Annotated in this window: 13 protein-coding genes; 2 read left to right on the top strand and 11 right to left on the bottom strand. The window is 63.1% G+C overall.

The window, feature by feature from the left end:
- Positions 1-55: 55 nt before the first annotated feature.
- Positions 56-505 (bottom strand): hypothetical protein, encoded by a 450-nt coding sequence (locus tag ACYVHK_RS04725; protein ID WP_460528124.1) that lies wholly within the window; start codon positions 503-505, stop codon positions 56-58.
- Here ACYVHK_RS04725 and ACYVHK_RS04720 point away from each other — a divergent pair.
- Both ACYVHK_RS04720 and ACYVHK_RS04715 read left to right on the top strand, forming a co-directional pair.
- Positions 504-710: a hypothetical protein gene (locus ACYVHK_RS04720; RefSeq protein WP_460528122.1), complete on the top strand. Its 207-nt coding sequence runs from the start codon at positions 504-506 to the stop codon at positions 708-710. The two genes, ACYVHK_RS04725 and ACYVHK_RS04720, sit on opposite strands and share 2 nt — an antisense overlap.
- 146 nt (positions 711-856) lie before the next feature.
- The gene (locus ACYVHK_RS04715; RefSeq protein WP_460528120.1) at positions 857-1,189 is read left to right on the top strand and encodes a hypothetical protein; all 333 of its coding nucleotides are present in this window, start codon (positions 857-859) and stop codon (positions 1,187-1,189) included.
- Between the two features lie 95 nt (positions 1,190-1,284).
- On the opposite strand, the gene ACYVHK_RS04710 is transcribed toward ACYVHK_RS04715, so the two are convergent.
- The 10 genes from ACYVHK_RS04710 to ACYVHK_RS04665 form a co-directional block, all read right to left on the bottom strand.
- The gene (locus ACYVHK_RS04710) at positions 1,285-2,265 is read right to left on the bottom strand and encodes an aldo/keto reductase (protein ID WP_460528117.1); all 981 of its coding nucleotides are present in this window, start codon (positions 2,263-2,265) and stop codon (positions 1,285-1,287) included.
- Positions 2,266-2,315: 50 nt separating this feature from the next.
- Positions 2,316-2,942: a beta/alpha barrel domain-containing protein gene (locus ACYVHK_RS04705; protein WP_460528115.1), complete on the bottom strand. Its 627-nt coding sequence runs from the start codon at positions 2,940-2,942 to the stop codon at positions 2,316-2,318.
- A complete protein-coding gene (locus ACYVHK_RS04700) occupies positions 2,939-3,901 on the bottom strand; it encodes a 2-dehydro-3-deoxygalactonokinase (protein ID WP_460528113.1) in 963 nt (320 codons plus the stop codon). Before ACYVHK_RS04700 ends, ACYVHK_RS04705 begins: the two co-directional genes overlap by 4 nt.
- Entirely contained in the window at positions 3,898-4,953 is a 1,056-nt protein-coding gene (gene yjfF, locus ACYVHK_RS04695; protein ID WP_460528111.1) for a sugar ABC transporter permease, read from the bottom strand. Before yjfF ends, ACYVHK_RS04700 begins: the two co-directional genes overlap by 4 nt.
- Complete coding sequence (locus ACYVHK_RS04690) at positions 4,950-6,005, bottom strand: ABC transporter permease (protein WP_460528109.1); 1,056 nt, start codon at positions 6,003-6,005, stop codon at positions 4,950-4,952. The genes yjfF and ACYVHK_RS04690 overlap by 4 nt, the downstream gene beginning before the upstream one ends.
- Positions 6,002-7,522 carry a sugar ABC transporter ATP-binding protein gene (locus ACYVHK_RS04685; RefSeq protein ID WP_460528107.1) on the bottom strand — a complete coding sequence of 507 codons (1,521 nt, stop codon included), beginning with the start codon at positions 7,520-7,522 and terminating at the stop codon, positions 6,002-6,004. The genes ACYVHK_RS04690 and ACYVHK_RS04685 overlap by 4 nt, the downstream gene beginning before the upstream one ends.
- 2 nt (positions 7,523-7,524) lie before the next feature.
- Positions 7,525-8,523 (bottom strand): L-arabinose ABC transporter permease AraH, encoded by a 999-nt coding sequence (araH, locus tag ACYVHK_RS04680; RefSeq protein ID WP_460528105.1) that lies wholly within the window; start codon positions 8,521-8,523, stop codon positions 7,525-7,527.
- A gap of 66 nt (positions 8,524-8,589) precedes the next feature.
- Positions 8,590-10,104 (bottom strand): L-arabinose ABC transporter ATP-binding protein AraG, encoded by a 1,515-nt coding sequence (araG, locus tag ACYVHK_RS04675; RefSeq protein ID WP_460528103.1) that lies wholly within the window; start codon positions 10,102-10,104, stop codon positions 8,590-8,592.
- An 81-nt stretch (positions 10,105-10,185) separates the two neighbouring features.
- A complete protein-coding gene (locus ACYVHK_RS04670) occupies positions 10,186-11,169 on the bottom strand; it encodes an arabinose ABC transporter substrate-binding protein (RefSeq protein WP_460528101.1) in 984 nt (327 codons plus the stop codon).
- Between the two features lie 135 nt (positions 11,170-11,304).
- Positions 11,305-12,261 (bottom strand): ABC transporter substrate-binding protein, encoded by a 957-nt coding sequence (locus ACYVHK_RS04665; protein WP_460528099.1) that lies wholly within the window; start codon positions 12,259-12,261, stop codon positions 11,305-11,307.
- Between the last annotated feature and the right edge of the window lie 180 nt (positions 12,262-12,441).

The raw sequence follows: 12,441 nt of genomic DNA, 5'->3' as shown, positions 1-12,441 counted from the left end.
TTCTGCTGTAGGCATCAGGCGCAACCATTTGTAGGCATTTTCCTACAAGGAAGCGTCAGCCCGCTGCGGACTCGCGCCCCGTCTGTACGACGGTCAGGGTTTCGATCTCGCCACCGGAATACACATCGAGCGAGATTGCCGCCGCGACCGCGCGTACCGCATCTGCCCCGACGGCCAGCGCCCCCATCGCGAAATTGCGGCCCGACCCGATCGCCCGGAACGGCTCCAGTACGGGAAGCAGCACCAGCTTGTCCTCCATGGTGTAGGCGTGGCCGTCCGGGCAGATCAGCAGCGCCACGAAGCCGGATGAAACAACGGGCTTGGGCTCGGGTTGCCCGCTATCGAGCCAGCTATAGACCACCCGGCCATCCTGTATTTCGCCGGTAAAACCGTAGGTACGCCCGTCCGAGAGGCGGAACAGCTTCTTGGTGCGCGAGCGCAGGCCACTATTGTTGGCCTGCGTATCGGCGGCGACGGTTTTTCCATCCCATGCAATGGTGGTCATGAGCTTGCCCCGGCTATGGATCGATACCACAGCAAACGCAAACGGCATGCCAGCGCACTCGCTGGCCGGGACGACACGACCGGATTTGTCGGCAGGTAAAGCTTACACGCAAGCACAGCAGGGCTTACCGGGCGCCGCGATTGCCCTGCGCATCATGACGCCATCACTGGAAAAACAAAAAAACCAAACAATAACAGCAGCTTAAGAGAAAAGACCGCCTTGTCATCCGCCTGCGGGCATGCGCGTTGCCCTTACTCACAGGGCTGACCCAACCTGTTCGCATTGCCACGAGGGAGCAATCCACCGTCAGCTTGCTTCATATGCGAACTGCACAACCGGAAAGGAAGCAACATGCCAACGAACAACCCCAACAACCAGGCCGATTCCAACAAGCGGGACCAAGCCTCGACGGCCAGTAGCAATCAACGTGATGACGCAGCGCGTCCGCAAAATCAGCAAGGCATCGAAAAGAGCACGGCAACACCGGGCTCGAACCAGCAGCCCGATGCTGGCCGCAAGAATACCGAAGGGGGATTTGAAGACCGCCAGAGTGCCAATCACAACAAGATCGGCGGTAATACCACCGCCAGCAACAAGCCTAGCGGCGACCGGGAAAGCCGTGGTGAAGGTAGCCGCGTGGACAGCAATCCGTCCAACCAACCCAACCGCCCCAAGCAGGGCTAAGGGATGACGCCAGCGGCGTCCTGCCTGGCGGGGAAGGGATAGGCATACCTATCCCTTCCCCGCTGGCCATTTATCCGGGCCTTGGTAGGCCGCGCTCACCAGCGCTGGTGGACGTGGGGCTTGATCCAGTACTCGTAGATCCGCTTTGCTTCTTCCATCTGGTCCGCCGAAAGCGCAGGTAGCCTGCCCGCCGCCGCATTACCGGCAGCCTGCTGGGCGTTCCTGGCGCCGGGAATCGCCACGGTAACCGCCTCGAACATCAATATCCAGCGCAATGCAAACTGGGCCAGCGGTACATCCCCGGTCACCCGCCGCAATGCCTCGACCGCCTCCAGGCCCACCTCGAACGGCACCCCCGAGAATGTCTCACCGACGTCGAATGCCTCACCATGGCGATTGAACTGCCGGTGGTCATCGGCGGCAAAGGTGCTGCTGGTCGTCAGCTTGCCCGTCAGCAGGCCGCTGGCCAGTGGTACGCGAGCGATGATGGCGACGTCCTGTTGCCGGGCCCTGGCGAAGAAGTGCTCGACAGGCCGCTGCCGGAACAAATTGAAGATGATCTGTACGCTGCTGATCGGGTATTCCAGTGCTTTGAGCGCTTCTTCGACCTTCTCGACCGAGACACCATATGCCTTGAGCTTACCCTTCTGGACCAATGCATCCAGTGCGCCGAACAGCTCGGGGCGGTAGTAGACCTCGGTGGGCGGGCAATGCAGCTGCAACAGGTCGAGTGTGTCGACCGCCAGGTTACGCAGGGAATCGTCGACATAGCGCTCGATCGCTGCCGGCGTATAGCCTGCCGAGATATGCGGGCTGATCTTGCGCCCCGCCTTGGTGGCCACCATTATGCCCTCGTCGCCGCGCGCCTTGAGCACGCGCCCGATCAGGCGCTCGGATCGTCCGTCACCATAGACGTCTGCGGTATCGATGAAGGTCATGCCTTCGTCCAGCGCCGCGTGCAAGGCGGCCTCGGCATCGGTCTCCGATACCTCACCCCAGCTGCCACCGATCGCCCAGGCGCCAAAGCCGATGGCCGATACGGAACGGCCGGTATGGCCAAATCGTCGTGCTTGCATGTCTTGTCCCATCTTGCTCGTATCCTGTCGTGCAGTGATTTGCGGAAGGCCTAACGGAGCAGGTTCCGCCAGGCCTCTACAAAGACCCTCGCCCGCTCGGCCAGTTCATCCAGTGCCATATCCGGCTGGAACAGGGCACCGCCCAGGCCAAAACCATCGGCCCCGGCCAGGCGGTAGGCCTTGAGCCGGTCCGGGGTGATGCCGCCGACCGGCAGGATGGGCAGGTCGATCGGCAGTACGGTCCGCCAGGCCTTGATGCTCTCCGGCGGGATCGCCTCGGCAGGGAAGGCCTTGATGGCATGGGCACCGGCTCGCCGGGCGGTGAAGGCCTCGGTCGGCGTCGCCGCGCCGGGGATGGAAAACAGGCCCAGCGCCCGGCTTTTTGCGATGACCGTCGGGTTGCAGTCCGGCGAGATGATCAGCTTGCCGCCTGCCTGGGCGACGGCCACCACCTGATCTTCCTCGAGCACCGTGCCCGCACCGATCAAGGCATCACCGGGAAGATGGCGGACCAGTTCCGCCATCGCGGCAAGGGCGCCGGGGCGGTTGAGCGGTACTTCCAGCAGGCGAAAACCGGCGAGGTACAGAGCCTGCCCGACCGTCAGTGCCCGCTCGGGGGTCAGCCCACGCAGGATGGCTACCAGGGGGGTGGCAGGTAGGATGAATTCACTGCTCATGCGTGCTCCGTGAGTTGCAACAGCTTGCGTGCGGCAGCGATATAGGCCGCGTCCGGGTCCAGGCAGTTCAGCGGCAGCTGCCAGTACGCCGCTGCGCGGCGATACAAGGCGGCCAGCGCGGGATCGCCAATCAGACGCAAGGGCTGGTCGACGGTCATTGTCTGGACCAGCGGGTCGGCCCATTCCATGCCGATCAGCAAGCCGGAAAGATAGGACAGCGCTTCATCCGCGTCGTAGCGCTGCCTCAGGACGGCCGCCCGTATGCCGAACAACAGACGGCTGGCAGCCCCTTGCAGGGCAGCATCGGCAAGCCCGGCATCGAAGGCCGGCCAGATGTCCGCACGTTGCCCGAGAATGGCGGCCAGCGTGCCATGCTGCCGCAGGCTGGCGAAGAGCTCGCCGGTCATGAAGGTATGCAGCCGGTGTACCTGCCCAGCTTGCACCAGCACCCACTTGCTATGCGTACCGGGCAGCAGGTAGAGGCCATCGGCAGCCTCCGCCAGCCAGGCACCGAGCAGCTGGGTCTCCTCCCCGCGCATGACGTCCGGCCCTGCGTCGTCGCACACGCCCGGCACGATCTGCACCCTGGCGCGCGCGCAGGGCACCGGGAGCAACAGGCTGCTCAGGCGATGCATGTCCACCGGAGTCGGCAAGTAGGGTGCCTCCACCCAGCCAGCCCGGCTGCCTATCATGCCCGACAGCAGTACCTGGCACTGTGGTCCGGCACCCAGGAGGTCCAATAGCTGCACCAGCGACTGCTCAAAATCCGTCCGGACCGCCAGGACGCCCTGCGCGTCGGCGTGCCGGCAGAGCAACTGGCCTGCCGGGTCAAACGCATAGGCGCGTCGATGGGTACTCCCCCAATCGATCGCAATGGCGGCGGGTCGCTGCGTGCTGCCACCAGGTGCAAACTGGCTGTCGGACGCCGGCATGACCTGGCCGGATGCCACGCCATTCATCCGTCCACTCCCACGTATTTGCCGTTGGCCGGCGCCACCGGCGGCTTGATCTTCTTCTTGCGCCGGAGGCCTCGCCAGCGCGACGCCCCCTGGCCGGCACGCGGCTCCAGCAGCCGCTGCAGCAGGCAGAAGCCACACAGCAGGAGGCCAATCGCGATCTTGGTCCACCAGGAACTGAGGGTGCCGTCGAACATGATCAGGGTCTGGATGATGCCCAGGATCAGCACACCGAATACCGTACCGAACACATAGCCCACGCCCCCGGTCAGCAAGGTTCCGCCGATCACGACCGCGGCGATGGCATCGAGCTCCATGCCCTGCGCATGCAGGCCATAACCGGACAGCATGTAGAAGCTGAACACGATGCCGGACAAGGCGGAGCAAAAACCACTCAGGGTGTAGACCAGTATCTTGGTCCGGGCGACCGGTAGGCCCATCAGCACAGCCGAGCGCTCGTTGCCGCCGATGGCATAGACATGGCGGCCGAAGGCGCTGTAGTGCGCGAGATAGATGGCGGCAGCCACCACCGCGAGCGCGATCACGACATTCCAGGAGATGAAGTTTTCGCCCCAGACCAGCAGGTGATGCTGCGAGATGGCCGCGTAGCCCGGCTCGGTGATGGTGATGGCGTCGATGCTGATGAGATAGCAAAGACCGCGGGCGAGGAACATGCCGCCCAGCGTGACGATGAAGGGTTGCAGGCGGAATACCTGGATCATGACTCCCATCAGGAGACCGAATGCCGACCCCATGAGCAGCACCAGCGGCACCACCGCCCAGATGCTCCATTGATGATGTTCGATCAGGGCGGCCGATACCATGGTCGTCAAGGCGATGACCGCGCCGACCGAGAGGTCGATCCCGCCAGAGAGGATGACGAAGGTCATGCCTACGCCGACGACGATCAGGAAGGCATTGTCGATGAACAGGTTGAGCAGGACCTGCAGGGCGAAGAAGCCCTCGTACTGCCAGGAACCGGCGGCAAACATCAGGATGAACAGCACGATCGTGACCAGCAGGGGCACGGTACGGGCATTGAGCTTGCGCGTCATGCTTGCTCCCCCTTCAAGCGCGGTTGAAATACCCAGCTACGCAAGGTTTCCGATTGCAGCAGGCAGACCGCAAATACCACGGCTGCCTTGATGACCAGGTTCACTTCCGGGGGTACTCCGGTGGAATAGATCGCATAGGTGAGGGTCTGGATGATCAGGGCGCCGATCAGGCTGCCGACCAGGCTGAACCGCCCGCCGGCCAGCGAGGTCCCGCCCAGCGTGACGGCCAGGATGGCATCCAGCTCCAGCAAGAGCCCGGCGTTGTTGCCATCGGCACTCTTGACGTTAGAACAGACGATCAAGCCGGCCACCCCGGCGACCAGGCCGCAGAAACCATAGACGCAGACCAGAATGCCCTTGGCGTTCAGGCCGGCGAAACGGGCGGCGACGGGATTGAGGCCCACGGCCTGGATGAACAGCCCCAGGGCGGTCCTGCGGGTCAGCCACATCAGCAGGGCAAATACGGCGGCAACGATGTAGAGCGAGAACGGCAAGCCGAACAGGTAGCCATTACCGACAAAGAAGAACGGCGGGTAGTAGATGGTGATGATCTGGCCATTGCTCAGCAGTTGCGCCACGCCGCGCCCTGCCACCATGAGAATCAAGGTGGCGATGATGGGCTGCATGCCTACGCCAGCGACCAGCAGGCCGTTCCACAGGCCGCACAGCAGGCCCGCACCGACGGCGGCCAGCAGCGCCAGCAGCATGGGTACCTTGGTCACGTAGACCGGCTGGCCATCCTGTATCACCAGCGTGCCGCCGATCAGCATGGCGGCGACCGCACCGGAGATGGCCACGGTGGCTCCCACCGAGATATCGATCCCGCGTGTCGCGATCACCAGCGTCATGCCCAGGGCCACCAGCATCAACGGCGCGGCACGATTGAGTATGTCGACCAGGCTGCCGTAAAGACGCCCGTTCCTGGTTTCCAGGTGCAGGAACTGGGCATTGAACAGCCAGTTCAGCAGCAACAGGGCAAACAGGGTGACCAACGGCCAGCACAGCGGATGCCGCCCCAGCCCGGCCAGCTTGTCTCGCCATTCGATACTCATGCTTCACCTCCCACGATGATGCGCAGGACCGACTGCTCGCTGATATCGTCACCGGTGAGCTCACCTGCCTTGGCGCGGTCGCGCAGCACGGCGACACGATGACTGACCCGGACGACCTCTTCGGTCTCGGACGAGATGAACAGGATCGCCAAGCCCTTGTCGCAGAGCTGCATGACCTGCTGCATGATTTCCTGCTTGGCGGCCACATCGATGCCACGCGTCGGTTCATCGAGTATCAGCATGCCGGGGTCCGTCGCCAGCCAGCGGGCGAGCAATGCCTTCTGCTGGTTACCGCCCGACAGTTGTCCGATCGGTTTTTCGGTATCCGGCGTCCTGATCCCCAGCTGCTCGATATAGCGTTGCGCCAGCACTGTCTGCTTGCGCGGTGGAATGAAGCGGAACAGGCCACGCTTGGCCTGTAGCGCCAGTACCATGTTTTCGCGTATCGACAATTCCGCCACGATGCCTTCAGTCTTTCTGTCCTCGGGACAAAAGCCGATGCCGCTGCGTACGGCATCGCGCGGTGAGCGAAAGCGCGCTGCGCCCTTGCCCAGGGACAGCTCGCCACAGTCGGGGCTATCTACCCCGAACAGCAGCCGCGCTGTCTCGGTCCGACCCGAACCGAGCAGACCGGACAAGCCCAGTACTTCGCCGGCATGCAGGTCGAGGTCCAGCGGACGGACCGAACCATGCCGACCCAGGCCACGGGCACTCAGATAGGCTTCCCCCCGTGGCTTGCCAGCGAGGGCTTCCCGTGCCGATGCCATGCTCTGCTCGGCGATCTCCCGCCCGACCATCTTGCTGACCAGCTCTCGCCGCCCCAGCGCAGCCACCGGGTATTCGCCGACCCGTTCCCCGTTGCGCAGCACCGTGATCCGGTCCGCCACGGCGTAGACCTGATCCAGGAAATGGGTCACGAACAGGATAGCGACACCACGTGCCTTCAGGCATTGCATGGCATCGAACAACTGCTGGACCTCGCTGGCATCGAGGCTGGAGGTAGGCTCATCCAGAATCAGGATATGGGCATCGCGGGCCATGGCGCGGGCGATGGCCACCATCTGCTGCACCGCCACCGGATAGTCGGCCAGCGGCTTACTGACATCGATATGCAGATTGAGGTCGGCCAGTTCCTTTTCCGCCCGGCGATGCACTGTGTCCCAGTCGACCCGGCCCCAACGGCGCGGCAAGCGGCCGATGAAGATATTCTCGGCCACCGACAGGTTGGGGCAGAGGTTGACCTCCTGGTAGACGGTACTGATACCCAGCGCCTGGGCGTCCTTCGGCGTACGCGGACTGATGACGGTATCGTTGAGCCGTACCTCGCCACTGTCCGGCGTATACACCCCCGTCAGTACCTTGATCAGGGTCGATTTGCCAGCACCGTTCTGCCCCATCACCACGTGGATCTCGCCGGCGAACAGCCGGAAGTCGACCTGATGCAAGGCCCGTACGCCAGGAAAGGATTTGCTGATGCCGCAGGTTTCCAGCAAAGGCCGGCTCAGGGTATCGGTCATGGTCAGTGCCGGCTCTGCTGCTTGTAGCGGTCGAAGATCACCGCCACCAGGAGGATGAGGCCTCGCACCACATACTGGGCGAACGGCGAGATATTGAGCAGGTTCATGGCATTCTCGACCGTCCCCAGGATCAGTACGCCGGCGATCACGTAAGAGATGCGCCCTACCCCTCCCTTGAGCGATACGCCACCCAGCACGCAGGACGAGATGACGGTCAGCTCGAAGCCGATGGAGGTCATCGGCTGGCCCGAGGTCATGCGCGAGGCCAGCACCACGCCCGCCAGCGCCGCGATCAGCCCGGTCAGGGTGAAGATGATGATCTTGGTCCGGACCACATTGACGCCAGCCAGACGAGCGGCCTCCTCGTTGCCGCCGATGGCCAGCGTATTGCGGCCGAATACCGTCTTGCTCATCAGGAAACCGAAAACGACAAAGCTGGCGATGGTGATCCAGACTGGCGTGGGGATACCGAGCCAATCGGAGTTGCCGATGCTGAAGAAGCTTTCCTCGGAGATGCCCACCGCCTTGCCGTCGGCGATGATGTAGGCAAGCCCCCGGGCGATCTGCATGCTGGCCAGCGTGGTGATCAGGGCATTGATCTTGAGCCTGGCCACCACGAAGCCGTTGAGCAGACCAAACACCGCGCCGATGCCCAGGCCCGCCAGCACCCCGAGGCCGACGCTCTCGGACAGGTTGATCACCGTCGCGCAGGCCACGCCGGAGCAGGCCACGATGGAGGCGACCGACAGGTCAAAATCGCCCGAGGCCAGGCAGAACAGCATGCCGCAGCCCACCATGCCCGCCAGCGAGACGGCCAGGGCCAGGCCCCGCATATTGATGGCGGTCAGAAAGTTGGGAACGAACACGCTGCAGGCAATGAACAGCGCCAGGAACACCACCAGCATGCCCCAGCGATCCCAGGTCTTGGCCATGAAGCTCTCTTTGCCGGCGCGTTCTGGCGGCGGAACCGCCTGGCTCGCGGCGAGGGGTAGGTCTTGCATCTTGCTTGTCTCCATCTCGGGTTCTTCTGGCCCGACTTATGTTGTCAGGTAGGTATCGTTTGGCAGCTAGGCCGCAATCCGTGATTCGGCCTGCAGCATGGCCAGGGCCAGCGCCTTTTCTTCGCTGGCTTCACCGTGGCCCAGTTCTCCGGCGATCGCGCCCTCCCGCATCACGACGATGCGATCGGCGAGACCCAGCGCCTCGGGCAGGTCGCTGGAAGCAAACAGCACGGCGACGCCGCTCTTGGCGAGCTCGAAAATGATCTTGTAGATTTCATGCTTGGCACCGACATCGATGCCGCGGGTCGGCTCATCCAGCAGCATGACCCGCATGTCTTCCGACAGCCATCGGCCCAGGATGGCCTTCTGCTGGTTGCCACCGGACAAATGGACGATGGCCTGGTGCGGGCTTGGGGTCTTCACGCCCAGCCGACGTATCATCTCGCCGGCATTGCTGGCTTCCCGACGGCGGTCGATCAGCAACCCCGCCTTGAGCCAGCGCCGGCGGGCGCTGATGTTGATGTTGTCCTGCACCGACTGGATGCCGATGATGCCCTCGCCCTTGCGGTCCTCCGGGCAGAGCGTCACCCCTTGCGTGATCGCGTCGGCCGGCCGGCGTATGCGGGCCTTGCTGCCATCGATCCAGATTTCACCCTGGCTGGCGCGCGTACCGCCAAAGATGCCCTTCATCAATTCGCTGCGACCGGCGCCGATCAGGCCGAACAGGCCAACCACCTCGCCACGCCGCACGCTCAGGTTCACCGGCTGGCGCAGGCCGGGGGCAAGGAAATTGCGCACGCTCAGGCGCTCCTCGCCCAGGGTCCGCGGGGCGTAACCGTAGATGTCACCCAGATTGCGCCCCACCATGGCCTGTACCAGCTGCTCGTTGCTGACCTCGGCAATTTCGGGGAAATGCCGCACCAGGCGACCATCCTTGAACACCGTGATCTCGTCGCACAGGCGGTAGATCTCTTCCATGCGGTGCGAGACATAGATCACGACCTTGCCCTGCTCGCGCAGCTCCCGGATCACCCGGAACAACTGTTCGATCTCGCGCTGGGACAGGCTGCTGGTTGGCTCGTCGAACGCGATCACTTGGGCATTGCGGGTCAGTGCCTTGGCAATCTCCACCATCTGCCGCTGGCCGATGGACAGGTGCTTGAGCGGGGTGGCCGGATGGATGGCCACGCCGAGCTTGGCCAACTGCGTCGCGGCGGCAGCCTGCAAGCGGGCGCGGTTCACGATGCCGGCCTTGCCGGGTAATTGGCCGAGATAGATGTTCTCTGCCACCGACAGTTCGGCGACGAGATGCAGCTCCTGATAGATCACCGCCACGCCATGCTTCAGGGCATCGGTCGCGGAATGGAATTCGACTTTTTCTCCACCGAGTTCCAGGTGGCCGGAGCTCGGCTGATAGGCGCCGCTGAGTATCTTCAGCAGCGTGGACTTACCTGCGCCGTTCTCGCCCATCAAGGCATGTACCGTGCCCTCGCGGCAGGCCAGATCAATATGCTGCAGTGCCTGCACGCCAGGGAAGGACTTGCCGATGTCACAGAAACGCAGATAGGGGGGATTGCTCATTGCGTACCAGCCTTGACGGACCCTTGCGGTCCCTTGCCGGGGCGGGGGAATTCCCCCGCCCGTCGTTGAACAGCCGGACGCTTAGCCGCCCAGCCCCTTCTTCTTCAGTTCAGCCTTGAAGTTGTCGCGGGTGATCAATACCGCGTCCGTCACTTCGACAAACCTGGTCGGTTCCTTACCCTTGGTAACCCAGTCGTGCAGCATGGTGATGCTGGTGCGGCCATGGACATCGGGGCTGGGCAGCAGCGAGCCATAGAAGCCGGTTGCCTTGCTCTTGGAGAGTTCGGTCACCGCATCCACGCCATTGATGCCGATGCCGATCACGTTCTCCGGCTTGAAGCCGTTGCCTTCGGTTGCACGTACGCCACCCAGCACGGTGTTGTCGTTCATGCCGATCACCAGCCAGTTCTTGACGTTCGGGTGCTGCACCAGCAGCGAGTTGCCGGCATCCAGCGCGCCGGGGATATCGTTGCTCTTGGTCGGTACGGTGAAGATCTGCTTGGCCGGGAAGCCTGCAGCCTTCAGTGCCGACATCGAACCGTCGGTACGCCGGCGGGCGGTGTCGAGTTCATTGGCAGTGATTGCCATCACGCCTGTCTCCTCGACCTTCCAGCCGCGCTTCTTCATCTCGTTCCACAGTTCCTTGCCCTGCCGCTCGCCGACCTTGCTGGCCGCCATCATCACCAGCGGCACTTCGGTCATCGGCGCATTCTTGGCGTTGACGAACTGGTCATCCACCGCCACCACCTTCAGGCCCAGCGACTTGGCCTTGGCCATGATGGCCGGTCCGAGCTTGGGGTCCGGTGTACAGATCACGAAGCCCTTGGCACCGTTGGCGGCCAGGCTATCGATTGCGGCCAGGGTCTTCTCGCCATCGGGCGTGGCAATCTTGATCACGTCAAAGCCCAGTTCCTTGCCGGTCTTCTCGGCAAACGCCCACTCGGTCTGGAACCAGGGTTCCTCCGGTTGTTTGACGAGGTAGCCAAGCTTGAGATCGGCGGCGAGCGCCTGGCCGGCCAAACCGGCGACCAGGGCGGCGGCCAGCACTTTTTTCAGCAGTTTCACGGGTGTCTCTCCTTCAGGGATACGCTGGCGAACCCAGCCGGGTCTGGCGGTTCCGGACCAGCGTCATGGTCGGTACCAGGCGGCAAGCGCACGGTGCAGACTGCACCCCGTACTTGCCGTATTGCCTGGTTCGAATCAGTACTTGCGGGTCGGGAAAACCTTGGCCGCGGTTTCCATCGGGAAAATGCCCTCGATGGTCTCGATGCGCTTGGGCAAGGACTGGCCTGCCACCACCTTCTTGGCAGCATCCATCAGTTGCGGGCCCAGTTGCGGGTTGCACTCGATCGTGACGTTGAGCTTGCCGGCGATCATGGCCTCGAAGGCCCCCTTGACCGCGTCGATCGAGATGATGGTGATGTCCTTGGCAGGCTTGAGGCCGGCGTCCTCGATCGCCTGGATCGCGCCGATGGCCATATCGTCATTGTGCGCATACAGCACATTGATCTTCTTGCCCTCGGCCTTGAGGAAGGCCTCCATCACTTCCTTGCCCTTGGCGCGGGTGAAGTCGCCGGTCTGGGAGCGGATGATCTTGAAGCGCGGATCGGCCTTGATCACTTCCTCAAAGCCTTTTTTGCGGTCGATGGCCGGCGCCGAGCCAACAGTGCCCTGCAGCTCGACGATGTTCACATCACCCTTGCCCTTGTAGTTCTCCAGCAGCCACTTGCCTGCCTTGCGGCCTTCCTCGACAAAATCCGAACCGATGAAGGTGGCGTAGAGGGAGTCATCCTTCACGTCGACGGCGCGGTCAGTCAGGATCACCGGGATCTTGGCGGCCTTGGCCTCGCGCAGCACTGTTTCCCAGCCCGATTCGACGACCGGAGAGAAGGCGATGACGTCCACCTTCTGGGCGATATAGGAGCGGATCGCCTTGATCTGGTTTTCCTGCTTTTGCTGGGCATCGCTGAACTTCAGCGTGATGCCGGCGGCGGGCGCGGCTTCCTTGATCGACTGGGTATTGGCGCTACGCCATTCGCTCTCGGCGCCCACCTGGGCAAAACCGAGCACGATAGGTTTGGCCAAGGCGGTACCGCCCAGCATCAAGAGTCCGGCAGAGAGTAGAGCCGTGATCAGGCTCCTGCGTTTGAGGTTCATCGTGTTGTCTCCAGTTCTGGTTTTATGTAACGACGACTACGGCCGAACGACCGGCCTGCTGCTTGGATCAAATCTTCCCTTCGTACCTGTCCCTCCCTGGGTCCAGACAGCTCGGCGGGGCCTGATGAGGCACCGCAAACGTCCGAGACGTGAAACTTCAATTCATCGCCCGGCAAAGCC

This window comes from Chitinimonas naiadis (genome assembly GCF_054780835.1).
Note: the sequence above shows the minus strand (reverse complement) of the source record. Positions and strands in the feature narration are given on the sequence as shown.